General features: G+C 70.4%; 21 protein-coding genes. 4 read left to right on the forward strand and 17 right to left on the reverse strand.

Features of this window, described 5'->3' with window-relative positions:
• The first annotated feature begins 28 nt into the window (after nucleotides 1-28).
• On the forward strand, nucleotides 29-649 hold the full coding sequence (locus tag AC1VNX_RS24835; RefSeq protein WP_483160296.1) for a TetR/AcrR family transcriptional regulator: 621 nt from the start codon (nucleotides 29-31) through the stop codon (nucleotides 647-649).
• Here the strand turns inward: AC1VNX_RS24835 and AC1VNX_RS24840 are convergent.
• From AC1VNX_RS24840 to AC1VNX_RS24885, 10 genes are all read right to left on the reverse strand, one after another.
• Nucleotides 613-1,851: a CoA transferase gene (locus AC1VNX_RS24840; protein WP_483160297.1), complete on the reverse strand. Its 1,239-nt coding sequence runs from the start codon at nucleotides 1,849-1,851 to the stop codon at nucleotides 613-615. The two genes, AC1VNX_RS24835 and AC1VNX_RS24840, sit on opposite strands and share 37 nt — an antisense overlap.
• Before the next feature lies 1 nt (nucleotide 1,852).
• On the reverse strand, nucleotides 1,853-3,541 hold the full coding sequence (locus AC1VNX_RS24845; RefSeq protein ID WP_483160298.1) for an acyl-CoA dehydrogenase family protein: 1,689 nt from the start codon (nucleotides 3,539-3,541) through the stop codon (nucleotides 1,853-1,855).
• Nucleotides 3,538-4,854: a phytoene desaturase family protein gene (locus AC1VNX_RS24850; RefSeq protein WP_483160299.1), complete on the reverse strand. Its 1,317-nt coding sequence runs from the start codon at nucleotides 4,852-4,854 to the stop codon at nucleotides 3,538-3,540. Before AC1VNX_RS24850 ends, AC1VNX_RS24845 begins: the two co-directional genes overlap by 4 nt.
• A gap of 57 nt (nucleotides 4,855-4,911) precedes the next feature.
• Complete coding sequence (locus tag AC1VNX_RS24855; RefSeq protein WP_483160300.1) at nucleotides 4,912-6,432, reverse strand: 3-hydroxyacyl-CoA dehydrogenase; 1,521 nt, start codon at nucleotides 6,430-6,432, stop codon at nucleotides 4,912-4,914.
• A 37-nt stretch (nucleotides 6,433-6,469) separates the two neighbouring features.
• Entirely contained in the window at nucleotides 6,470-7,270 is an 801-nt protein-coding gene (locus AC1VNX_RS24860; protein ID WP_483160301.1) for an enoyl-CoA hydratase-related protein, read from the reverse strand.
• Nucleotides 7,267-8,079 (reverse strand): enoyl-CoA hydratase/isomerase family protein, encoded by an 813-nt coding sequence (locus AC1VNX_RS24865; RefSeq protein WP_483160302.1) that lies wholly within the window; start codon nucleotides 8,077-8,079, stop codon nucleotides 7,267-7,269. The genes AC1VNX_RS24860 and AC1VNX_RS24865 overlap by 4 nt, the downstream gene beginning before the upstream one ends.
• A gap of 58 nt (nucleotides 8,080-8,137) precedes the next feature.
• Nucleotides 8,138-9,340 carry an acetyl-CoA acetyltransferase gene (locus AC1VNX_RS24870; protein ID WP_483160303.1) on the reverse strand — a complete coding sequence of 401 codons (1,203 nt, stop codon included), beginning with the start codon at nucleotides 9,338-9,340 and terminating at the stop codon, nucleotides 8,138-8,140.
• A 13-nt stretch (nucleotides 9,341-9,353) separates the two neighbouring features.
• Nucleotides 9,354-9,500 (reverse strand): hypothetical protein, encoded by a 147-nt coding sequence (locus tag AC1VNX_RS24875; RefSeq protein WP_483160304.1) that lies wholly within the window; start codon nucleotides 9,498-9,500, stop codon nucleotides 9,354-9,356.
• Nucleotides 9,501-9,658: 158 nt separating this feature from the next.
• Nucleotides 9,659-10,816, reverse strand: a complete 1,158-nt coding sequence (locus AC1VNX_RS24880; RefSeq protein ID WP_483160305.1) for a hydroxymethylglutaryl-CoA synthase family protein — start codon at nucleotides 10,814-10,816, stop codon at nucleotides 9,659-9,661.
• 55 nt (nucleotides 10,817-10,871) lie between these two features.
• Nucleotides 10,872-11,870, reverse strand: a complete 999-nt coding sequence (locus tag AC1VNX_RS24885) for a Bug family tripartite tricarboxylate transporter substrate binding protein (protein ID WP_483160306.1) — start codon at nucleotides 11,868-11,870, stop codon at nucleotides 10,872-10,874.
• Between the two features lie 233 nt (nucleotides 11,871-12,103).
• On the opposite strand from AC1VNX_RS24885, the gene AC1VNX_RS24890 reads away from it, so the two are divergent.
• The gene (locus AC1VNX_RS24890; protein WP_483160307.1) at nucleotides 12,104-13,672 is read left to right on the forward strand and encodes an AMP-binding protein; all 1,569 of its coding nucleotides are present in this window, start codon (nucleotides 12,104-12,106) and stop codon (nucleotides 13,670-13,672) included.
• Here AC1VNX_RS24890 and AC1VNX_RS24895 read toward each other — a convergent pair.
• From AC1VNX_RS24895 to AC1VNX_RS24920, 6 genes are read right to left on the reverse strand one after another with little or no spacing between them, the layout of a single operon-like run.
• On the reverse strand, nucleotides 13,639-14,787 hold the full coding sequence (locus tag AC1VNX_RS24895) for an AraC family transcriptional regulator (RefSeq protein WP_483160308.1): 1,149 nt from the start codon (nucleotides 14,785-14,787) through the stop codon (nucleotides 13,639-13,641). The genes AC1VNX_RS24890 and AC1VNX_RS24895 overlap by 34 nt on opposite strands.
• A 19-nt stretch (nucleotides 14,788-14,806) precedes the next feature.
• Nucleotides 14,807-15,736 (reverse strand): alpha/beta hydrolase, encoded by a 930-nt coding sequence (locus tag AC1VNX_RS24900; RefSeq protein ID WP_483160309.1) that lies wholly within the window; start codon nucleotides 15,734-15,736, stop codon nucleotides 14,807-14,809.
• Nucleotides 15,733-16,473, reverse strand: a complete 741-nt coding sequence (locus AC1VNX_RS24905; protein WP_483160310.1) for an SDR family NAD(P)-dependent oxidoreductase — start codon at nucleotides 16,471-16,473, stop codon at nucleotides 15,733-15,735. Before AC1VNX_RS24905 ends, AC1VNX_RS24900 begins: the two co-directional genes overlap by 4 nt.
• Nucleotides 16,474-17,304: an enoyl-CoA hydratase/isomerase family protein gene (locus AC1VNX_RS24910; RefSeq protein WP_483160311.1), complete on the reverse strand. Its 831-nt coding sequence runs from the start codon at nucleotides 17,302-17,304 to the stop codon at nucleotides 16,474-16,476.
• 33 nt (nucleotides 17,305-17,337) lie between these two features.
• Complete coding sequence (locus AC1VNX_RS24915; protein WP_483160312.1) at nucleotides 17,338-17,829, reverse strand: aromatic-ring-hydroxylating dioxygenase subunit beta; 492 nt, start codon at nucleotides 17,827-17,829, stop codon at nucleotides 17,338-17,340.
• Nucleotides 17,829-19,124 (reverse strand): aromatic ring-hydroxylating oxygenase subunit alpha, encoded by a 1,296-nt coding sequence (locus AC1VNX_RS24920; RefSeq protein WP_483160313.1) that lies wholly within the window; start codon nucleotides 19,122-19,124, stop codon nucleotides 17,829-17,831. The genes AC1VNX_RS24915 and AC1VNX_RS24920 overlap by 1 nt, the downstream gene beginning before the upstream one ends.
• A gap of 123 nt (nucleotides 19,125-19,247) precedes the next feature.
• On the opposite strand from AC1VNX_RS24920, the gene AC1VNX_RS24925 reads away from it, so the two are divergent.
• The gene (locus AC1VNX_RS24925) at nucleotides 19,248-19,568 is read left to right on the forward strand and encodes a 2Fe-2S iron-sulfur cluster-binding protein (RefSeq protein WP_483160314.1); all 321 of its coding nucleotides are present in this window, start codon (nucleotides 19,248-19,250) and stop codon (nucleotides 19,566-19,568) included.
• A gap of 224 nt (nucleotides 19,569-19,792) precedes the next feature.
• On the opposite strand, the gene AC1VNX_RS24930 is transcribed toward AC1VNX_RS24925, so the two are convergent.
• A complete protein-coding gene (locus tag AC1VNX_RS24930) occupies nucleotides 19,793-20,563 on the reverse strand; it encodes an NAD(P)H-dependent oxidoreductase (protein WP_483160315.1) in 771 nt (256 codons plus the stop codon).
• Between the two features lie 463 nt (nucleotides 20,564-21,026).
• On the opposite strand from AC1VNX_RS24930, the gene AC1VNX_RS24935 reads away from it, so the two are divergent.
• Nucleotides 21,027-21,935 (forward strand): LysR substrate-binding domain-containing protein, encoded by a 909-nt coding sequence (locus AC1VNX_RS24935; RefSeq protein WP_483160316.1) that lies wholly within the window; start codon nucleotides 21,027-21,029, stop codon nucleotides 21,933-21,935.
• The last annotated feature ends 274 nt before the right edge of the window (nucleotides 21,936-22,209 follow it).

Genomic DNA, 22,209 nt, shown 5'->3' on the forward strand with positions numbered 1-22,209 from the left:
GCAAGACAACCGGCGAAGGACACGCAACGTGACACGCACTCGGGCAGACGACTATGAGGACAAGAAGCGCGCCATCCTGGAGAAGGCGGCCGCGCTGATCGCACGCAAGGGCTTCGACCAAGCCACGATGATGGACGTGGCCAAGGCCTGCAATGCCTCCAAGTCCCACCTCTACCACTACTTTCCCAGCAAGGAGGACCTGCTCTTCGCCGTCGTGCACGAGCACATCGCGCAGCAGACCGCCGAGCTGCGCGCCATCGTGGCCATGCCGCTGCCGGCCGAAGAGCGCTTTGCGCGCTTCGTCGACAGCTTCGTGCAGGGCGCGGCCCGTTCGCGCAGCGAGCACCTCATCCTGATGGCCGACCTCAAGTTCCTGCCTCGCGCCGAGCGCGAGCAGATCCGCGTGATGGAGGTGGAGCTGGCCGACCTCCTGGAGCAACTTCTCGGTGAGATGAACCCCACCGTCATGCGCGATCCCAAGGCGCGCAAACCCTATTCGCTGCTGCTCTTTGGCATGATGATCTGGACCTTCACCTGGTACCGCAAGAGCGGCCAGATTCCGCCGCGCGAACTGGCCGCGCGGGTCTCGGCGCTATGGACGGCGGGCTTCGTTCAGCTCGACGTGGACGGACGGCCCGTCGGCGCCTGACGCACCACGCCCCGGTCGTGCAGGCGGCCGAAGCTGGCGGCATCGATACCCAGCAGCTCGGCCAGCACCGCTTCGGTATGGGCGCCCAACTGCGGTGCCGGCCGGGCCGACTGGCGCGGTGCGGCGCCGAAGTCCAACGGCAGGCCGGCCAGCAGCATCTCGCCGACGCCGGGCTGCTCGGCCCGGGTGAAGAGCGGATTGGCCGGCGAGCATTCGGGATCACGCGTCAAGGAGGCAACGTCCTGGTAGCGGCTCCAGCACACGCCATGCTGCTGGAAGGCCGCGGCCACCTCGGCCAAGGGCCGCGCCGCGATCCAAGGGCCGATCAAAGCGGCCAGTTCCTCGCGGGCGCGGAAGCGCTCGCCCTCGCGGTCCAGGTCCACGCCGCGTTGCTGCGCGAGCGCCGCCACCCCCTCGGCGCAGCCGGTGGCCTCGACCAGCGCACGCCACTGCTTGAGCGTAAGGCCGACCACCATCACCCGCTCGCCGTCGGCGGTCGCGAAGTCGCGGCCGAAAGCGCCGAACAACGCATTGCCGTGCCGTTCGCGCGGCTGGCCCTGCTGCGCCTCGGCGATGAAGCCCAGGTGCTGCATCACGGCCAGCGCGACGTCCTCCAGCGCCAGCTTCACATGCTGGCCATCGCCGGTGCGGCGGCGGTGGCGCTCGGCCGCCAGCAGGCCCACGGCCACCATCTGGCCGGTGATCAGGTCCCAGGCGGGCAGCACATGGTTGACCGCGCCCTCGGCGTCGACGGGTCCCGTCATGGAGGGCAGGCCCAGCCGGGCATTGACGGTGTAGTCCACCGCGGAGCCGCCGTGCCGGTCGCCGGTCAACGTGAGCTGGATCAGGTCGGGCCGGCGCGCGCGCAGCGCCTCGTGCGCCAGCCAGCCGCGGGCCGGGAAGTTGGTAAGGAAGAGCCCCGCGTCCTCGCCGGGCGCACAGGCCAGCGCCATCGCGATCTCGCGGCCCTCGGCCGAGGCCAGGTCCAGCGCCACCGAGCGCTTGGCCTTGTTCAGGCCGCACCAGAAGAGGCTGGTGTCGTCGGCCGTGACCGGCCAGCGGCGATGGTCCAGGCCGCCCCGCAGCGGATCGATGCGGATCACGTCGGCGCCCATCTGCGCCAGGGTCATGCCGCCCAGCGGCGCGGCCACGAAGGCCGCGGCCTCCACCACGCGCAGGCCGGCGAGGATGCCGTTGCTCATGTCAGCCCCCGGATGATCCGAGGCCCAGCGCGCGCTCCATCAGGCTGCGCGCCACCACCTTGAGCGCCAGGGTCTCTTCGGCGCCCTCGAAGATCGATAGCACGCGGGCGTCGACGAAGTAGCGGCTGACCGGCGTCTCCTCGGCATAGCCCATGCCGCCGTGCAGTTGCAGCGCCTCACGCGTGACCAGCTCGGCCGAGCGGCAGGCCAGCAGCTTGACCAGGCTGGCCTCCATGCGGCCTTCGCCCGTGTCCACGATGCGGGCGACCGCGTAGGCCAGGCGCCGGCAGGCGGCTAGCCGCGCGGCCATCCGCGCCAGCTTGGCCTGCGTGAGGGCCAGGTCGGCCAGCGGGGCACCGAAAACCTTGCGGTCCTGCGTATAGCGCACGGCCGCGCGCAGGGCGGCGCGCATCACGCCGCAGGCGCGGGCCGAGGTCTGCATGCGGCCACCGACCATGCCCGACAGCGTGTAGTAGAAGCCCTTGCCCAGGCCCGCCTCCCCGCCCACCACGTTGGCGTCGGGCACGAAGTAGTCCTCGAAGGCGAGATCGAAGGAATGCATGCCGCGGTAGCCGATGGTCGGGATCGCCCGGCCGCTGAGCTTGCCGCCGCCCGGCTGACGCACCTCGAAGCTGTGGCCATCGAAGGCCGGCTTTTCGGCCAGCAGCACCGACAGGCCCTTGTGCCCCAGGCTGCGGTCGGGGTCGGTGCGCGTGACGACCATCAGCACGCCGGCCTTGCCGGCGAAGGTGCACCAGGTCTTGGCACCGCTCAGCAGCCAGCCGCCATCGGTGCGCGTGCCCTTGAGCTGGCAGGCCGCCAGGTCCGAGCCGCAGTCGGGCTCGGTCATGGCGATGGCGCACAGCGGGTCGCCCGCCGCCAGCCGCGGCAGCCAGTGCGCCTTCTGCGCCTCGGTGCCGCCGGCCACGAGCGCGCGGGTCAGGATCTCGGGCCGGGTGATCAGGCTGCCGGCCGCGGCCAGCGAGCCTTCGGACAGCGCTTCGGTCACCACCACCATGAGCAGCGTGTCCTCGCGGTCATCCGGCGCGCTGCCGCCGTGCGACTCGGGAATGGCCAGGCCGAAGACGCCCATATCGCGCATCGGCTGCAGCAGCGATTCGGGCACCGTGAGGTCATGGCGGTGGATGGCCTCGGCCTGCGGCGCCACTACCTCGGCGGCGAAGCGGCGGAAGGCGTCCTGTGCCAGGGCATGCGGCTCGTCGAGGGTGATCTCGCCGACCAGGCCCTGGGCCTCGATCACGCCACGGCCAGCTGTGCGCAGGGCGGGGGCGCTGCCGGTGGCCGCGCGCAGGGCGCGCCAGGCGGGCAGGCTGCGCAGGGTGTCGACGGCCGTCGCGTCCATGCCGGTCTCGGCGGCGATCACGTCCAGCCGGTCCAGCAGGGCGACGATGGCATCGGTCGTGAAAACCAGCGCCAGTTGGGCTTCCAGCGGATCGGCCTGCGCGTGGAGCGAGGCGATGGCGGTTTCGGCGGCCAGGAGTTCAGCCCCGGCCCAGGCCATATCGAAGGCAGCAATCTGGTGGGCGTCGACGCGGGCGGCGCTCAGGCGGCCGGATTCCAGGCACTGCTCGGCGACGCTGCGGACGGACTGGTCGAAGACCTCGCGCAGGCGGGCGAGCATGGCGCGGGCTTGCGCCGCGTGCGGGTGCGGGGGCTGCGCGCCGGTCATGCGGACACGCCCACGCCCAGCACCGCAAGCGCCTTGTGCGCGGCCTCGCGGCCGGTTTCGACGCAGGCCTGGGTGCCGCCGCCGCCGTAGTCCTTCACGGCATCGCCCACGTTCCACAGATTGGGCACCGGCGTCTCCTGCGGCAAGTCGTAGCCGGCGCATGAACGCTGGGCCGGCCACTCGCCGCGCATCACGCGGATCGACAGCATCCTGGCGTCCTTGAAGCCCGGGAATTCATTGTGCAGGTCCTGCAGGCCCAGTTCGGTCTCGGCCTTCTCGTCGAAGTCGCCCAGCGCCGGCTTGGGCACCACGTAGGCCACGTACAGGTGCCAGCCCGGCGGCGCCATCTCGGGGCACATGGCCGTCAACTCGCCCATGTTGCACAGCCGCTCGGTGTTGGCAAAGGTGACCAGGCCGGGCTGGTCGATCAACCGCTCGCGGGTGGCGAAGTTGACGACGATGTTGGCGGCCGGACGCAGCACGCGGCGCACCTTGGCCACGTAGTCCGCGCCCAACGCATCTTCGCCGGCCAGCGGCACCGTGGCTGCGGGGCCGATGTTGCTGATGACGACCCGGGCGTCGATGCGCTGGGCCTGGCCATTGCGCAGCACGTCCACGCCGGTGGCGCGGCCGCCCTCGACATGGATGCGCGTGACCGGTGTGTCGAGCCAGATCTCGCCGCCCCGCGCACGGATGGCGTCGCCCAGGTCGTTCCACAGGCCGATCGTGCCGCGCGGGCAGAAGCCGAAGCGCTTGAAGGCGCCCTTGAAGGAAAAGTAGGTGAGGAAGGCACGGGCCGGCAGTTCGTCGGCGTTGGCGGCCCAGATGGCCGCGCACAGGTTGCGGAACAGCCGGTGCACCGTCTGGTTCTTGGTGAACTTGCGCAGCCATTCCTCGGTGCTCATCGCCTCTTCGGGCAACTCGGTGTTGCCCTTTCGGACGTCGCCGAAGGTGGCGCCGATCTTGGCGGCGGCCTTGGTCAGCCCGCCGATGATCAGGTTCCAGCCGCCGCCCTTGCTCGGGTCGATGATCTTGCCGTCGATGCGAAAGACGGTCGCCGGCTGAGGCTCGCGCACGTCCAGCGGCACGCCCAGGAGTTCGAAGGTCTGCTCGAAGCCGCTGCCGCGCTCGATGGCGATGGCACCGCGGTTGACGATGAAGCCGTCGATCTCTTCGCTGGAGGCGCGGCCGCCCAGGCGGTCCTGCGACTCCACGATCAGCACCTTGCGGCCGGCCGCCACCAGATGGGCCGCGGCGCTCATGCCGCCGGCGCCTGCGCCGATGACGATGGCGTCGAATTGGGGTTGGGTCATGGTCTCGTCTCCTCTGGATATTCGTTGGGAATAGGCGGGTGCCGCTTCGCGGATCGGTCAGCGATGCGCCTCGGGCGTGGGCAGGGGCAGACCCAGCGCGACACGGCGCTGCAGCCAGGCGCTGGGGCGGTAGCGCGGATCGCCCGTGGCCGCCAGCTGCGCCTGCAGCACCTGCAGCAGCCGGGCCGCGCCCAGGTCGTCGCCCCAGCCCAGCGGACCGCGCGGATAGCCCAGGCCCAGGCGCACCGCGTCCTCCAGGTCGGCCACGCTGGCGATGCCGCGCTGCGCGATGTTGGCCGCGATATTGACGATGGTCGCCATCACCCGCTGGGCGATGAAGCCGGGGCTGTCGTTGATCAGCGTGACGGCCGTGCCGTCCGCCGCCAGCAGTGCATGGGCGGCATCGCGCATCGCCGGCGCGGTGACGGCCGTGAGCATCAGCGTGCGGCGCAGGGCCAGCGGCGGCAGCGGGTCCACGGCCACGCAGCGCTCGGAATCCAGGCCCAGGCGCAGTGCGGCGGAGGTGGCGTCCTCGCCCCAGGGCTGCAGGAGCAGCAGGTCGGCGTCGGCCGCCTGCGCCAGCACGCGCGCGCCCGCGGCCGCGGCCAGTGCGCGCAGTCCTTCGGCACCGCTCGCCTGCGGGTCCACCCACACTGCCAGCCCGGCAGGCAAAGCGGGCACGGGGGGCGCCGCGGGCCGCTGCTGCTGCCCACCTTCGTAGCGGTACCAGCCCTCCCCGCTCTTGCGTCCGAACAGCCCGGCCGCCACGCGCGGCGGCACCAGCGACGACGGACGAAAGCGCGGCTCCTGCTGGAACTGCTCGTAGATCGAGGCCATGACCCGCGCCGACACGTCCAGGCCGGTGAGGTCCAGCAGCTCGAAGGGCCCCATGCGAAAGCCCAGCGCCTCGCGCAGCACGTCATCCACGTCGGCAGGGCTGGCGACCTGCTCTTCCACGATGCGCAGGCCCTCGGTGTAGAGGCCGCGGCCGGCATGGTTGATGAGGAAGCCCGGCTGGTCGGCCGTGACCACCGCACGGTGGCCGGCCGCTTCGGTGAGCGCGCACAGCCGCTGCACCACCGCCGGTGCCGTGCGCACCGCGGCGATGACCTCGGCCACCTTCATCAGCGGCACCGGGTTGAAGAAATGCAGGCCCGCCACGCGCTCGGGCCGGGCACAGGCGGCGGCGATCTCGGCCACGGTCAGCGAGGAGGTGTTGCTGGCCAGGATGGCGTCGTCGGCCACCTGCGCCTCCAGCTGGCGGAACAGGCTGCGCTTGGCCTCCAGGTCCTCGACGATGGCCTCGATGACCAGCGTGCAGTCGGCGAGTTCGTCGAGGGCGTTGCAGGCATGCAGCCGGCCGCGCGCGGCCTGGTGGTCGGCCGTCGTCATGCGGCCCTTCTCGACGGCACGGGCGAGCATGCTGTCGACGTATTCGACCGCCTTGGCGGCCGCGCCCGGCTGGGCGTCGTGGCAACGCACGGTGTGGCCGGCCTGCAGGAAGAGCTGCACGATGCCGCGGCCCATGGTGCCGGCGCCGACGACGCCGAGGGTGGTGGGAGTTGACGGAGTGGCCATTGGAGAGATGAACGCCGTGGGGTGATGTCCGCCGCTTTCAGCGGCCGTTGAACTGCGGCTTGCGCTTGTCGAGGAAGGCGCGCATGCCCTCGGTCTTGTCCTGGGTGTCGAAGAGCAGCAGGAACTCGCGGTTCTCCAGCGCCAGTGCGGCCTCCAGCGGCAGGTCGGCGCCCTGGCGCAGCACGCGCCGGGTGGCCTCCACCGCCTTGGGCGGCAGGCGCGAGGCCTTGCGCGCGAGTTCCATCGCCCGCGCCAGCGCCTGGCCCTCGGGGGCCAGCTCGGCCACCAGGCCCAGCTGGAAGGCGCGCTCGCCGCTCAAAGGCTCGGCTGTCAGCAGCATCAGGCTGGCGACCTGCTTGCCCACGCTTCGCATCAGCCGCTGCGTGCCGCCCGCGCCGGGCATGATGCCCACCGCCAGCTCGGGCTGGCCCAGCCGGGCCGTGGAATCGGCCACGATGAAGTCGCACATCAGCGCCAGCTCGCAGCCCGCGCCCAGCGCGAAGCCGCTGACGGCCGCGATCACCGGCTTGCGCGACTGCGCCACGGGCGCCCAGTACTGGCCCAGGTCCAGCCCGGCGACGTCCTGCGCGCCCTTGTCCACCAGCAGATTGAGGTCGGCGCCGGCAGCAAACACCTGCTCGCCGCCGGTGATGACGATGGCGCGCACCTCGGCATCGGCCTCCAGGGCGCGCATGGCCTCGGCGATCGCGGCGCGCATGGCCAGGTCCAGCGCATTGCGCTTGCCGGGCCGGTTGAGCACGAGCAGGCCCACGGAGCCTTCGCGACTGTGCAGGACCAGCTCGGCGCCGGCATCCACGGCGTTGGCATCGGTGCTCATCGGGCGGCTCCCGGGCGGCCGATGAAGTCGGCGCTGCGTTTGGTCATGAAGGCGTCGTAGCCCTCGCGGAAGTCCACGCCGGTCAGGCAGACGGCCTGGTCGGCCTCTTCGCGCTGCAGTTCATCGTCGAGGGTGGCGCAGGGATGGTGCAGCCGCTGCTTCATGCGGGCGAAGGCCTCGCCGGGCAGACGGGCCAGCGCCGCGGCCAGAGCCACGGCCTGGGCCATGACCTCGGCGTCGTCGTGCACCGCATCCGCCAGGCCCAGGCGCACGGCCTCTTCGCCGTCCACAGCCTGGCCGTCGCTGAGCAGGCGGCGGGCCACGGGAAGACCTACGCGGCGCGGCAGCGTCAGCAGTTGGCCCCAGTCGGGCGCCAAGCCCAGCTTGAGGAAGGGAAAGAGCACCCGCGCCTCGCGGCCGATGACGATGCGGTCGCCCAGCAGTGCCAGGCCGACGGCCGCGCCGGCCGTCACGCCTTCCATGGCGCTCACCACCGGGATGCGCGCATGGGCGACCAGGCGGCACAGGTCGTGGATGTGCTGCATGCGCTCGCGCGCCTGCGCTTCCGAGAGGCCCACCATGCTGGGGATGTCGCCGCCGGCGGAGAACACGCCCTCCACGCCGCCCAGCACCAGCGAACGCACCTGCGCATCGGCCAGCAGCACCGTGAGGTGGTCGATGAAGCCCTGGCGCACGGCATGGTCGATGGCGTTGCGCTTGTCGGGCCGGTTGATGCGCAGCCGCGCTACGTGCGGCGCTGGATGGTCGAGCAGGACGACCGACGTGCTCGCGTTGGCTTCCACGGTCACTGCGAACCTCCGGCTTCGCCTGCGGTGCGAGCCCCCTTCGGGACGGTCGGGCGGGCGCTCATACTCCTTCCAGCCCCACGATGGACACCGCGCAGACGTTCTGCGAAGGCTGCCCACCCAGGTTGTGGATCAGCCCGGTCTTGGGATCGGGCAGCTGGCGCGGTCCGGCCCGGCCCTGCAACTGGAGGTAGATCTCGTAGAGCATGCGGATGCCGCTGGCGCCCACCGGATGGCCGAAGCACTTGAGCCCGCCATCGATCTGGCAAGGCACGCGGCCGTCGGCATCGAAGGCGCCGTCGAGCACGTCGTAGACCGCGCGGCCTTCGTCCGACAGGCCCAGGTCCTCCATGGTCACCAGTTCGGTGATGGAGAAGCAGTCGTGCACCTCCGTCATGCTGATGCCGGTGCGCGGATCGGCGATGCCCGCCTCAGAATAGGCGCGGCGGGCCGCGATGCGGGCCGTGTGCACATAGCTGCCGTCCCACTCGCTGGACTGCAGCTCCCAGCCGTTGGAGGTGGCGATCTGCAGGGCCTTGAAGGTGACGAGGTCCGTCTTGCCCAGGCTGCGCGCCATCTCCGGCGTGGTCACGATCACGGCCGCGGCACCGTCCGAAACGCCGCAGCAGTCGAACAGCCCCAGCGGCGCCGCGATGGTCGGCGCCTTGAGGCACTGCTCCTCGGTGATCGGCTTCTGCAGGTGGGCCTTGGGGTTCTTGGCGCCGTTGGCATGGCTCTTGACCGACACATGCGAGATGGCGCGCTTGAGCAGCGCGGCATCCACGCCATGCTTGGCGCGGTAGGCGCTGGCCAGCTGCGCGAAGTTGGCCGGCGCCACCGCGTTGGGATACCACTGCGGGATATAGGTGCCGACGGTGGCCATGGGCAGGCCGCCGTAGCCCGTGTCCTTGAGCTTCTCGACGCCCAGGGCCAGAGCGATGTCGCAGGCCCCGGCCGCCACGGCATACACTGCCGCGCGCACCGCCTCGGAGCCGCCGGCGCAGAAGTTCTCCACGCGGGTGACGCCGATGTTGGGCAGGCGCAGCGCGATGCCCATGGGCGTGCCGCCGCGGCCGGTGCCCACATCGTCCATGTGGGTCGAGAACCAACCCGCGCCCAGCTGCTCGGGCGCGATGCCGGCGTCGGCCATGGCCTCGTTGTAGGCCTCCAGCATGAGGTCCTCCGGGCTGGCGTCCCAGCGCTCGCCGAACTTGCTGCAGCCCATGCCGAGAATGGCGACCTTGTCCTTGATGCCTTGTGCCATGGTGCCGTGCTCCTCAGTTACTTGTCTCGCCACGCACCGGCGTGGCCTTCCAGAAATACCGCGTGAAGCCGCGGCGCTCGTCGATGTCCTTGACGCGGAACACCATCTCCATCGCAGTGCCGGCATCGACCTCGCCCACCTCCAGGTCGGTGAAGTCCATCAGGATGCGGCCGCCGCCTTCGAAGTCGATCTGGCCGTAGTGGTGGGGCGGCGCCGGATGCCACGACAGGTACTCGGCCGACCAGCTCAGGATGCGCGCGGGCCGGTCCGCCAGCGGATGGGGCTTCTGCGTGTCCTGCCGCGGCGTGGCGTCGTAGCTCAGGCGCGAGGGGGAAAGTGCACGCTGCCCGTCATCTCGCAGCGGCCCGCCACCAGGGCCTGCAATGCCTGATGGTGGCGCCAGGCGGTGGACAGGGCCGTCTTGCGATCGGCCTCGCCGCGCATGCCGCGCTCCAGTTGCAGTTGGCCCTTGAACGAGAGAAAGCGCGTGTAGTGCCGCTCTTCCACGCCGCGCGCCAGCCAGCGCGAGACGCCGCGGGTCGGCGCGAAGCGGCGGATGGCCTCGGTCACGCGGAAGACCAGCGCCTGCGCGCCGCTGCCGAACTGCGCCAGCACGATGCACTGGCCGGGCGTGGCCTGCTCCAGCACGCGGGCCAGCAGCAGCAGGCCGTGCGGCACACCGCTGTCGCCAACGCTGTCGGCCAGGTTGTCGGCCACTGCCTCGGCACGGATGCCGCAGGCCTTGGCGAGCTGCTGGTCCATCTTGGCGAAGGTGGTGGGAAAGAGGAAGTGGTCCACCTCGGCCGCGGCCACGCCGGCCTGCGCCAGCGCGGCTTTTACGGCCGCGGGCACCAGCTTGGCGATGCCTTCGTCGCGCACCCAGCGCTCTTCCCAGTGGTAGTCCACTTCCTCGCCGCTGGCGCGGAAGTGGTCCACGAAGTCGGCCGTGACGGTGCCGGCGCCCAGGTACTCGGCCAGCACGTCCTCGGTGCCCACGAGCACCGCGGCGGCGGCGTCGCCGTAGTCCAGCTCCTGCGCGCTGGCGGCGCGGGTGCGGCGGTTGTCGGCGGCCAGCACCAGCGTGTCGCCGCCGCCCGCGCGCACCCGGGCCACGGCCTGGGTGAAGGCCGAGAGCGCGGCGCGCTGCGTACCGCCCAAGTCCAGGGCCTCGATGTTCTCACCCAGCGCCAACGCGCCCGCCACCACGCCGGCATTGAGCCGCTCGGCGAAGGGCAGCGTGTCCGACGCCAGCAGCAGCGCGCGCACGCGGCCGCGGTCGCGCTGCGTGGCGGGGCCCAGCGCATCGCGCGCGGCGGCCACGGCCAGCGTGATGCTGTCCTCGTCCCAGTTGGCAAAGGCGCGCGTGCCCTTGCGGCCGGCGAATTGTGGCGCGTACCAGGCATTGGCCTGGGCCGCGGCCTGGCGCGACAGGCGCAGCCGGGGGATGTAGCCGCCGTAGGCGGTGATTCCGATCATGGTCTTTCTCCTTTTTGGGGAACTCGGCGTGGCGTCTGGCCGCAGGGCGGCCGTGTCAGGTCAACCGGATGCCCGCTTCGCGGATGGCCCTCTCCCAGACCACCGCGTCGCTCGCCAGCGTCTTGGCGAAGTCTTCCGCGCTGCTGCCGATGGGGAAGAGGTCGCGGCTCTCGAACCACGCGACCACCTCGGGCCGGCGCATCGCCTCGACGAAATCGGCCGACAGCTTCTGCACGATGGGCGCCGGCGTGCCCGAACGCACGAACACGCCCCACCATCCATAGGGTTCGAAGCCCGCAAAGCCCAGCTCCTTGAGCGTCTGCACGCGGGGCAGGCTCTTCACACGGCGGGTTCCAGTCAGGGCCAGCGCCTTGAAGCGGCCGGATTCGAGCAGGGGCTTGGCCGTTCCGACATCGATGAAGGCCATGCTCACCTGCGCACCGAGGACGGCGTTCATCAGCGGCGTGGAGCCGTTGTAGGGCACGTGCACCATGTCCAGCCCGTTCTGGCGGCGGAAGGCCTCGCCCTGGATGTGCGAGGTCGAGCCGTTGCCGAAGGAGCCGTAGCTGAAGATGCGGGGCTGGGCGCGGACCATGTCGATGAAAGCCCGCACGGAATCGCCCTTCACGCTCGAAGGCACGACCAGCAGGTTGCTCGCCGCACCCAGCTGCGAGACGGGCACGAAGTCCTTCTTCAGGTCGTAGGACAGGCTGTCGTAGAGAAAGGGCCACTGCACCATGCTCGTGATGCCCAGCAGCAGCGTGTAGCCGTTGGCGGGGGCCTTGGCGACGAACTCGTTGCCGATCAGGCCGCCGGCGCCGGTGCGGTTGTCGATCACCACCGGCTGCTTCCACTGCGCGGACAGCGGCACCGACACCGTGCGCGCCGCCACGTCAGAGCCGCCACCGGGCGGATAGGGCACGACGAACTTGAGCGCATGCTCCGGAAAGGCATCGGTCGCCGCCGCGGCCCGGCCGAAGGGCAGGCCGGCCACCATCGCGGCACCGCCGAGGCCCAGCAGGCAAGTGCGGCGGCCGGATTGCACAGGGTTCATGCGTGTCGTCTCCAAGGGCTCGTGCTGCGCCGGAATGCCGCAGCCGTTGTGCTGACCCGTAGCGTGCCGCAGCCCCCCGCCCGCGTGCAATGGCGCATCTCGCCACGCCGTTGGCGAAATCTGCCACACGGCCCCGGCTGCGGTTTTCCGCCAGTGCAACGGCAATAAATGCCATCGCACCTGGCAGGACCCGGCGCTACGCTGGGTGCTTTCGTCCGTACCGACCGCCCCGCATGAACGCCTCCCTGCTGTATGGCACCGCCACGCTGGCCGAACTCCTGATTGTCGCCATGCGCCGGCATGCCCAGAGGATCGCCTTTCTCGACGAGCGCGGCGACCTCACCTACCAGGAGCTGGCAGCCCGGGTGTCGCAGACTGTCGCGCTGTTCGAGCAGTTGGGCCTGCGGCGCGGCGACGCGGTGGTGCAGCTGGCCGGCAACCGCGTCGAGACTTTCGTGGTGATGATGGCCTGCTATGTCTTCGGCGCGCGTTCGGTCGCATTGCATCCGCTGGGCGGCGACGACGACCACGTCTTCGTGCTCAACGACTCGCAGGCCCGGCTGGCCGTGGTGGACGGTGCCCACGTCAAGCGCCTGGCCGGGCTGCGCGAGCAGTGCCCGGGCGTGACGCACTGGTTCAGCCACGATGCGGACCAGCCCTTCGACGACTTCTGGGCGCGGGTCGGCCGCTTGCCGGTGGGCGAGCTGCAGGCACGAGGCGAGGCCGAGGACATCATCCGGCTTGCCTATACCGGCGGCACCACGGGGCGGCCCAAGGGCGTGATGCTTTCCAACCGGGCGCTGGTCAGCTACCTCATGCTCGCCCTCGGCGGGCTGGGCTGGCCGGACGACGTGCGCCTCCTGTGCACCACGCCGATCACCCACGCGGCGGGTTCGCTGATCCTGCCGACGCTGGTGCGGGGCGGCTCGGTACTGATGCACTCCGGCTTCGACCCGATCCGCTTCGGCGAGGCCATCGAGCGGCAGCGCTGCAACGTGACCTTCCTCGTGCCGACCCAGATCTATGCCCTGCTCGACCACCCGGACAGCCGTCGCATCGACTGGGGCGAACTGCAGGCGCTGGTCTATGGCGCCGCACCCATGGCCCCCGCGCGCATCCGCGAGGCGCTGCAGCTCTTCGGCCCCTGCCTGGTCCAGATCTATGGCCAGACCGAGTCGCCCAACCTGGTCCTCACGCTGACGCAGCGCGACCATCTGCTCGCCAACGACCAGCGCCTGGCGGCGGCCGGGCGACCCTCCCCCGGCCTGCGCGTGGCCCTGATCGATGAAGAAGGACGCGAACTGCACGCGGCCGGCGAGGTCGGCGAGCTGTGCGTGCGCGGGCCGCTGCTGATGTCCGGCTACTGGCAGCAGCCGGCGCTCACGGCCCAGGCCCTGGCCGGCGACTGGCTGCACACCGGCGACATGGCCTACCGCGACGAGCAGGGCTATTACTACCTGGTCGACCGCAAGAAGGACCTGATCATCTCGGGCGGCTTCAACGTCTACCCGACCGAGGTCGAGAGCATCCTCGGCACCCATCCCGAAGTGGCCGCCGTGGCGGTGGTGGGCGTGCCCGATCCGAAGTGGGGCGAAGCGGTGAAGGCCTTCGTGGTGCGCCGCGCCGGGGCCACGGTGGATGCGGCCGCGCTGATGGCCATGGTGCGCAAGTCGCGCGGTGTCGTGCACACGCCCAAGTCGGTCGAATTTACCGACCGCCTCCCCCTGACCAGCCTCGGCAAGGTCGACAAGAAGCGGCTGCGGGCGCCCTACTGGGCCGAAGTGCCGCGTGCCGTCCATTGACCCCCATGCCGCGGGCGGCGCCCGCTGTCGCCGCCCAGGTCGAAGGCGGTGCGACGGTACTCGCCCGGGGCCACGCCGGTCCAGCCCTTGAACGAGCGATGGAAGGTGCTGGCCTCGGAAAAGCCGAGGCGGTTGGCGATTTCCATCAGGCTGAGGTCGGAGCGCGTGAGGTAGTCGATGGCCACATCGCGCCGCAGGTCGTTCTTCAGCGCCTGGTAGGCACTGCCTTCGAGGCTCAGCCGGCGGTTGAGCGTCTGCGCGGAAACGCCGAGCTCGCGGGCCACCTCGACCAGGCTGGGCAGTTGCGCATGCAGCCGCGCGCGCAGAAGGCTGCGCACCCGGTCGGCCATCCGTACGGCCCCGCGGTAGTGGACGAGCAGCGGAAGCGGGGCCTCGTACAGGAAGGCCTGCAGCATGCCGGCCGTCGCCATGACCGGCAGGTCCAGCCAGCGGGCGTCGAAGCTGAAGCCCGCATGGGCGGCGCCGTATGCCAGCGGTGCGTGGAACATGCGCCCGATGTCCGCCCCACTGCGGGAGGGATCGTCGATGAAGCGCACGCCCTGCAGATCGATGCGCCGCGCGGCCAGCCAGCACATCAGGCCATAGCCCAGGAAGGTGAAGGTGCGCAGGGCGTAGCGCAGCGCGTCGTCGGGCTCGGCCCGGGTCGGCAGGACCACGTGGGCCATTCCCCCGCCGATGCGCAGGTGCGGGCAGAAGTCCTTGAGGACCAGACGGTAGACGCCGAAGCCGGCCTGGATCGCCTCGCCCAGGGTGGGTGCGGCCAGCGCGGCACGGCAGACTGCGGCGAAGGTGCCGATGGGCACGGGATGGGGGCACAGGCCCCACAGCTCGTCGCGCATGGCGTGCCGCAGCACGGCCAGCAGCGATGCGTACTGCGGCAGGGTCACGCGTGCATGACCCGACTGCAGCAGTGCGGCTGGGATGCGTGCGCGGCCCAGCAGCCGCTCCACGTCCAGGCCCCGGGCACGTGCGCCGAGCAGCGCCTGTCTCACCTGGAAGACCTCGATGGTGTGCCGCGTCGGAAAGTCGTCCATCGCGCCGGACGCCGCTGCGGGGCCTACATGCGTGTGGGGATTCGGGTTGCCGTCGAACATGGCCTGCGGCGCTCCCGGCTCAGTGCGGGCCCAGGTCCAGGTGCCCGGCCAGGAAGCGGCCGCCGCGCTCGACGGCCTCCCGGGCCTGCGGCAGCAGGTCAGGGAACTGCTGGAAGACATGAATCATCCCCGGCCAGACCTCGCACTTCGCGCTGCCGCCGGCGGCCTCGACCTTGCGGGCGAAGTCCTCGGAGTCGCTCAGCACGGTCTCGCGGTCGCCCACCTGCAGCAGCAGGGGCGGCAGCAGGGTGAGTTGCTCGGGCTGCGCATGCAACGGCGAGGCCAGGGGATGGCGCGCATCGCCATCGGGCCCGAGGGCATTGCGCGCCATGGCCTGGATCATGGCGCGCTGGTGGATCGGATCGCTGGCCGCACGGCTCTCGTAGCTGGCGCCCGCAGCCGTCAGGTCGGTCCAAGCCGACAGGGTGAAAGCCGCTGCGGGCACGCCCTGGCCCTGCAGGGCCAGCAGGGCCGTGATGGCCAGGCCGCCGCCTGCGGAGTCGCCGGCCAGCGCGATGTGGTGCGGGGCCAGGCCCTGCGTGCCCAGCCAGCGCATCACGGCGAGCGCATCCTCCAGCGGCGCGGGATAGCGATGTTCCGGCGCGAGCCGGTAGTCCACGCCCAGCACCCGCACGCCCGCGGCAGCGGAGAGTCGGCCCATCAGTTCGCGATGCGACTGCAGCGAGCCGACCTGGAAGCCGCCGCCATGGAAGTAGACGATCGCGCGGTCCTCGCGCACGCCGGGCGCAGCGATCCAGGCGCAGGGCACGCCGTCAGCCTGCATGGGCGTGAAGCTGGCCTCGCCGGTGGCACCGAAGAGCTGGTCCCAGTCCGCGCGCATCTGCGCCACGGGCGTGTCGCGGCGCCAGCGGCCATAGACGGCGCGGACCTTGGCGATGACGGCATCGACGGCGCTGTCGTCGGCGGTCGTGGGCGGATCGCCGCTCATGCCCCGCACCCCATACCGCCGGACACGCCCAACACCTCGCCAGTCACGTAGCTGGCCTGCTCCGACGCCAGGAAGGCCACGGCCGCCGCCACCTCCTCGGCGCTGCCCAGGCGGCCCAGCAGCGTGGCCTGCGTCATGGCGTCCCTCAGCTGGTCGCCGCCCGATGCCACGGCCTGCCTCAGCAAGGGCGTGTCGATGGGGCCCGGCGCCACCACGTTGGCGGTGATGCCCTTGCGGCCGTTCTCACGCGCGATCGAGCGGGTGAAGGCGATCACCCCGCCCTTGGCCGCCGCATAGACCGAGCCGCCGCGCGAGCCGAGGCGGCCGGCCTCGGAGGCCACGTTGACGATGCGGCCGTGGCCGCGGGCCTGCATGCCCGGCAGCACGGCATGCGTGGTGTTGAGCACGGCCTCCAGGTTCACGGCCAGCAGACGGCGCCAGTCGGCGGGCGTGGTCTGCGTGAAGAAGGCATGCTGGTCTACACCCGCGTTGTTGACCAGCACGTCGAGCGGGCCGATCCCGGCCAACGCGGCATGCACGCGGTCGAAGTCGCAGACGTCGAGGGCGCAGGCCGTGGCGCCGGTTTCATCGGCCAGGGCCTGGGCCGCCTCCGCATCCAGGTCCGCGCACCACACGTCGAGCCCATCGGCCGCCAGGCGCCGCACGATGGCCGCGCCGATGCCACGGGCACCGCCGGTCACCAGCGCGCGTCGCCGCGGCGCGGTTGCGCCTGGCATTCAGCGCCCCGTGAAGCGCGGGGCGCGCTTCTCGATCACGGCCGCCAGGCCCTCGCGCGCATCGGCCATGCCCGAGAGGAAGGACTGCGCATGGTTCTCTTCGGGCATGGCCGCCTCCACGCCCTGGCCGATGCCGTTCCACAGCAGGCGCTTGGTATTGGCGAGCGCGGCCGGCGCGCCAGCCGCCAGTTCGCGGGCCAGCGCCCAGGCGGCGTCCTGCAATTCGGCATCGGGCACCACGCGAGTGACGAGGCCGATCTCCTTCGCCTCTGCAGCACTGAGCGTCGGGTTGAGCATGAGGATCTCCATGGCGCGGCGAAAGCCCACCAGCTGCGTGAGCGTCACCGACACGCCGGCATCGGGCACCATGGCCACACGCGTGGCGCCGGCCAGGAACTTGGCCGACTCGGCTGCCAGCACGAAGTCGCTGGAACAGACCAGGCCCATGCCGCCACCGCCCGCCGCGAAGCCATGCACCGCGGCGACCACCGGCGGGTTGAGCCGCATGAGCGCAGCGGTGGCCAGCTGCAGCAGTGCGGTCGCCACGCGGATGTAGTCCGGCAGGGCCTCGCCCTTGGAGAGGAAGGTGTGGACATCACCGCCGGCGCAGAAGTGCTTGCCCTCGCCGGTCAGCAGCACGGCACGCACGCGGCCATCGCCATGGATGCGCAGCACGGCGTCATGCAGCGCACGCAGCAACTCCACGTTCAGGCCATTGGCCGCATCGGGCCGGTTCAGGTGCAGATGGGCCACGCCATCCGCATGCAGGCTCAGCAGCACCGGGCCGTCGGCCACCAATCGCTCGAGGCCGGGTTGGGTCGGGGTGTTCATGGGCTTGTCTCCGTGTGGGCCGTCGAGGCGCGGTTAGACCAGGAAGGCCATGGAATAGAGGGCGTCCTGGTTGTTCACCAGGTTCACCTTCTTGCGCACCATGCGCAGCGCGCCGTCCACGCGGCGCAGCCGGTATTCGGTGCGCGCGGCCCACAGCACGTCGCCGCGGGTCTGGTTCTCGAAGATCAGCATGTTGCAGCCCACCGACAGCTCCTGGCCGTCGTCTTCATTGACCTCGATGTTGGACACCAGGCGGCGCAGGCGCGACTGCGGCGTCTGGCTGAATCGCTTGCCGGTGTGGTACTGACGGATGCGCAGCGCGATGCGCGAGCGGTTGTCATAGATGATGGACATGACCTGCTCCGGATCGCCGCCGTCGCCGTTGGCCGGCACCCAGTACACGCCGTCGTCGGTCCACAGCGCCTCCCAGTCGTCATAGCGGTGCTCGTCCTGCAGGCGCGCCTCGCGGTAGATGAAGCGGGTGGCGTCTTCGAGCGCGGCACGCTCTTCGGGGCTCATCGGCATCACGCGGCCTCCATCATCTGCCGGTAGTGGCGCCAGATGCCGCGGCTGGGCACCTCGTCGGTGTTGTCGCCGATCAGGAAGCCGTCCTCGTCACGGCGCTCGCGATGCTTTCCGCGGCCCAGGAACAGCCACTCGGGCTTGCGCATCTGCACGCCCATCTGCGTGCGCTCGTACATCTCGGCATCGTCGGCCAGCAGGAAGCCCGCGGGCCCCACCGAGCCCATGGTCTGCTGGCGCATGCGGCGATTGAGGTCGGGCGCGCCCTTGAACTGCAATGCGGTCACGTGCTGCACGGTCTCGTTCACCGACAGCGGCTGCAGCACGAAGATCTGGATCTCCGCGATGAACAGGTTCGGGAAGATCATGATGTGCGGCGTGCCGTCGATCATGATCCGGCGTGCCCTCTCCTCGCCGTACGCGGCGTTCATCTTCGCGGTGTAGTCGGGCAGCCGGTCGGCCGTGGCGCCGAACCACGACATGGGCACGTCGCGCTTGCGGAACTCGGGCCGCAGGTCGTTCTCGGTGTGGCCGTTGCCGAAATCGCGCGACACGGCGGTGGACTCGGCGCTGTAGAGCGTGCCGATGCCGCTTTGCGCCACCTCGAAGATCGAGGCATGCACGAAGGACGGGTGGTAGCCGTCGGTCTCGTTCTCGACCAGGAACTTCCAGTTGGCCTTGACCTTGTGCTTGAGGAAGCCGGCCGTCACCTGCACCTCGCCCTCGGGCGAGGTCTCGCACAGCGCGTCGATGGACTTCATGGCCGCGCCCAGATGTTCCTCCAGGCTGGGGCCTTCGGCCGCCATGGAGCCGAAGACGAAGCCGCGGTAGCTGGCCACGCGCGCCACCTTGCCCAGACCGTGGTCCTTGCGGTCCACGCCCTCGTAGCCCGAGGGAAAGGGCCAGCCCTTGAGTGCGCCGTCGTTGGCGAAGGTCCAACCGTGATAAGGGCAGGTGAAGGAGCGCGCATTGCCCTGCTCCGTCATGCACACGCGGTTGCCGCGGTGCGGGCAGCGGTTGTGCAGCAGGTGGATCTGCCCGGTGCGGTCGCGCGTCATGAGCACCGGCTCGGGGCCGATGGACTTCATGACGTAGTCGTTGGCGTCGGGGATCTCGCTCTCGTGGCCGACGTAGACCCAGGTGCGGAACCAGATCTTCTCCAGCTCGGCCTGGTAAATGGCCGGGTTGGTGTAGAGCGAGCCGTGCACGTGGCCGTCGCCGACGAGTTGGTCCCAGCGCGGCGCTGCGGCAGCAGCGGTCGCGGGGGTGATGGGGATCACGTGGGCGCAGGGGTCCATGTCAGGGTCCTCCGTTCGATGTCAATGTGTGTTGTCTGGCGAGTGCGTTGATGGAATAATAGTCCGACGAGACGGACTATGTCAAACCCTATTTTTGCGACTTTCACGAAGGACGAAACTCCCATGCCCACCGTTGTTTTCATCGACCCCCAAGGTGCCGAACATGCCGTCGCGGCGCCGGTGGGACGCAGCCTGATGCAGTTGGCCGTCGACCACGGCGTGCCGGGCATCCTGGGCGACTGCGGCGGGGCCTGCAGCTGCGCCACCTGCCACGGCTACGTGGACCCGGCCTTCCTGCCCCTGCTGCCCGCGCGCTCCGAGACCGAGGCCTTCATGCTGGAGGGCGTGCCCGACCTGCGCGACACCAGCCGGCTCTGCTGCCAGATCCGGATGCAGGCCGAGCTGGAGGGCCTGCGGGTGCAGCTGCCCGACGAGCAGGTCTGACTCAGCGCCCCGCGAAGGCCATCAGGCAGCGCTTGGGGACGTCGATGGCGACAGCGCAGCCGCAGCCATAGCCGCCCCCATCCGGGCCAAGACCTCGCGAGTGGTGATGGGCACGTCGTCCAGCGTGGGCAGCGATGCCGGCTGCTCGCTCGGCGGCGCGGTGCCGGCTCCGGCGGCGCGCAGCCGGAGCCGGCCGGCGAGGTGGGGCGCGGTCGGGCCTGCGCTCATCGGCCCTGCCCCGCTGCGGGCCCAGATCCGGCGCGGCGATGGCCCGCCGTGCGCGGCTCGACCTCGGGCTTTAGCCGCCAATCGGGACCGAAGTCCGAGAGGGGATGCGTGGGCATGGGGCTTTCATGCTCGATGCCGCGAAGACGCCTTGCCCACGCCTCGAGGTGGGCCGCGCGCTGGGCCTCGTCGCTGTACTGGATGGCCCAGCCCACGAAGGGCGGCAGCACCTGCAGGCCGCTGTAGCCGAAGACGCCATGCTGAAGATGCCACAGGATCACGTCGCGCTCGCCCAATAGGCCGTCGCTGTCCATCATGGCCGGGAAGCAACCCGTGGTGAACGACAGCATGGCCCGCCGGCCCCGCAGCCCGCCCTGGTCGAAGCGCTTGCCGCCCGCGCCATAGACCAAGCCGTTGACGAAGACCCGGTCGATCCAGCCCTTGAGGATGGCGGGCACCGAGAACCACCAGAGCGGGAACTGCAGAATTAGCAGGTCGCAGGCGAGCAACTTGTCGATCTCCCGCTGGATGTCGGGCGCGAAGCTGCCGCGCTGCGACGCCTGCTTCTGCTCGCGGTCGTACTGCAAGGCATCGGGGAAGCGGCGCTCGCTGAAGTCCTCGGGTCCGGCCGCCGCGTTAAAGCCCATGGCATAGAGGTCGGACACCACGACATGGTGGCCCTGCTCACTTAGCGTGCGCACGGCGGTATCCAGCAATGCGCGGTTGAAGGAGCGCGGCTCAGGGTGGGCATGGATGATCAGCACATTCATGGAATGGGTCCTAGATTGGGATGCGGCGACGAGTGCAAACAGGCGCCAATGCGCGGCACTGGACGGCAACCTGCGGGATCGCGCGGCCCCGCCAGAGGCTTCGTCATTTATAACCCAACGCGTCGGTTTATCAAAGTGACGGGCCGAGCCTCCGGCTCACGACCGGTGGAACGAACCATAAACGTGCGACGGGATGGAATATCGTCGCATCAACGATCTCCGGGTTCTGAAGGTGTCGCGCCTTCCTGGCCGCCGGGGCGGAGGTCAGCCGGTGCCGGCCGCTTGATGCCTTACGCCTGCCTTGCAGGTCGGCGCACGCGCGCCAGCAGTCGGCGGGCCTGGAGCACCACGGGAAGATCGATCCTTCTACCGTCCACCTGCACGGCGGCGCCGCCCGATGCCGCGTCTGCAGCCACCACGCGGTGGCCCAGTCGACCTCGTTTTCGGTCGGCGCGAGGACCTCATGGACCACTGGCATCTGCCGCGGATGGATGCGCAGCTTGCCGCTGAAGCCGAGGCGCAATGCGCGTCGCGTGTCATGTCGCACGCGCTTGTCGTCTTGGAAAGCGGCGGTCACTCCGTCGACTGCCGGTGCCAGACGGTGCAGGCGCGTCGCCATTGCCGCCGCGAAGCGCAACAGCATCAGTTCGGCCTCGTCCTCACCGCATTGCATGTCGCGCAACCGGCGCTTGTACTGCAGATGTCGGCGCTCATGGAGGCCTACAGCGGCTTCGTGCTCGAGCGGCTGCAGTCCGGCCGGGTGGACATTGCGCTGCTCTACGGGGAAGAGCCCGAGACCGACGCGTGCAAGGAACTGCTGCTGGAGGACCGCCTGGCGCCGCTCGCGAGCATCGAGAACACTCGGGTCTCCAAGAGGCTTTCGACGGCATCGCTCGGGCGATGGCCCCTGGTGCTGCCGGGACGCGCGCACGGATTGCGCCGGCTGATCGACCAGGCCTGCGCGCCGCTGGGCATCCAGTTGGACGTCGTCGCCGAGATCGAGTCGCTCGGCGGCGTCAGGCGGGCAGCAGAAGCGGGCCTCGGCAGCACCATCCTTCCGCAGGGCGCGGTGGCGGAGGAGATCGCCGCTGGACACCTGCGCACGGCGCTGATCGACGACGCCAGCCTGAGGAGACGGGTGGTGCTCGCCACCCACGCGACAAGGCCCCAGCCGTTGGCGACACATGCGGTGCAGGCCCTCGTCCGGGACGTGCTAAGGCAGATGACCCGGGACGGGATCTGGCCGGCCCACGACGAAAACGACGACTCGCTCGACGGCACCTGCTGGATCGAGACCTGCCCGGGCGAGCCAATGGCGCGCCGCATCGCACGGGGGACTTCGAGCCGCACGGCAAGCGCTTCCATCCGCTAGCGCATCCAGCAAGCCCGACGACTTTCTCCCCAAAAAGCCCGATGCCAAGCTCTTCGAACAGAGGCTGAACATCGGATGCCAACGGCGGCGCCAACTCGCAATCGTGGCAATCGCGCACGAGTGTGTGAGTGGCCCCATGATTCACCGCAATCATGCCTCTTTTGGGCAGGGTGGACATTCATCGAACGGCATGGGCGCGAGCACGCATGAACGTCGGGTTGTTGTGCGCCGCCGCCATGCTCTGCGCGGCCTGTCCGCGCCTGAAATCGCTCTT

It is taken from the genome of Variovorax sp. TLI9-5A (assembly GCF_056867935.1).

Excerpts from the sequence above, each read along its gene's own strand:
- AC1VNX_RS24840 (WP_483160297.1), bottom strand. The coding sequence starts at position 1,851 with ATGAGCAACGGCATCCTCGCCGGCCTGCGCGTGGTGGAGGCCGCGGCC.
- AC1VNX_RS24845 (WP_483160298.1), bottom strand. The coding sequence starts at position 3,541 with ATGACCGGCGCGCAGCCCCCGCACCCGCACGCGGCGCAAGCCCGCGCC.
- AC1VNX_RS24850 (WP_483160299.1), bottom strand. The coding sequence starts at position 4,854 with ATGACCCAACCCCAATTCGACGCCATCGTCATCGGCGCAGGCGCCGGC.
- AC1VNX_RS24855 (WP_483160300.1), bottom strand. The coding sequence starts at position 6,432 with ATGGCCACTCCGTCAACTCCCACCACCCTCGGCGTCGTCGGCGCCGGC.
- AC1VNX_RS24860 (WP_483160301.1), bottom strand. The coding sequence starts at position 7,270 with ATGAGCACCGATGCCAACGCCGTGGATGCCGGCGCCGAGCTGGTCCTG.
- AC1VNX_RS24870 (WP_483160303.1), bottom strand. The coding sequence starts at position 9,340 with ATGGCACAAGGCATCAAGGACAAGGTCGCCATTCTCGGCATGGGCTGC.
- AC1VNX_RS24875 (WP_483160304.1), bottom strand. The coding sequence starts at position 9,500 with ATGGACTTCACCGACCTGGAGGTGGGCGAGGTCGATGCCGGCACTGCG.
- AC1VNX_RS24880 (WP_483160305.1), bottom strand. The coding sequence starts at position 10,816 with ATGATCGGAATCACCGCCTACGGCGGCTACATCCCCCGGCTGCGCCTG.
- AC1VNX_RS24885 (WP_483160306.1), bottom strand. The coding sequence starts at position 11,870 with ATGAACCCTGTGCAATCCGGCCGCCGCACTTGCCTGCTGGGCCTCGGC.
- AC1VNX_RS24890 (WP_483160307.1), top strand. The coding sequence starts at position 12,104 with ATGAACGCCTCCCTGCTGTATGGCACCGCCACGCTGGCCGAACTCCTG.
- AC1VNX_RS24895 (WP_483160308.1), bottom strand. The coding sequence starts at position 14,787 with ATGTTCGACGGCAACCCGAATCCCCACACGCATGTAGGCCCCGCAGCG.
- AC1VNX_RS24900 (WP_483160309.1), bottom strand. The coding sequence starts at position 15,736 with ATGAGCGGCGATCCGCCCACGACCGCCGACGACAGCGCCGTCGATGCC.
- AC1VNX_RS24905 (WP_483160310.1), bottom strand. The coding sequence starts at position 16,473 with ATGCCAGGCGCAACCGCGCCGCGGCGACGCGCGCTGGTGACCGGCGGT.
- AC1VNX_RS24910 (WP_483160311.1), bottom strand. The coding sequence starts at position 17,304 with ATGAACACCCCGACCCAACCCGGCCTCGAGCGATTGGTGGCCGACGGC.
- AC1VNX_RS24915 (WP_483160312.1), bottom strand. The coding sequence starts at position 17,829 with ATGCCGATGAGCCCCGAAGAGCGTGCCGCGCTCGAAGACGCCACCCGC.
- AC1VNX_RS24920 (WP_483160313.1), bottom strand. The coding sequence starts at position 19,124 with ATGGACCCCTGCGCCCACGTGATCCCCATCACCCCCGCGACCGCTGCT.
- AC1VNX_RS24925 (WP_483160314.1), top strand. The coding sequence starts at position 19,248 with ATGCCCACCGTTGTTTTCATCGACCCCCAAGGTGCCGAACATGCCGTC.
- AC1VNX_RS24930 (WP_483160315.1), bottom strand. The coding sequence starts at position 20,563 with ATGAATGTGCTGATCATCCATGCCCACCCTGAGCCGCGCTCCTTCAAC.
- AC1VNX_RS24935 (WP_483160316.1), top strand. The coding sequence starts at position 21,027 with ATGGACCACTGGCATCTGCCGCGGATGGATGCGCAGCTTGCCGCTGAA.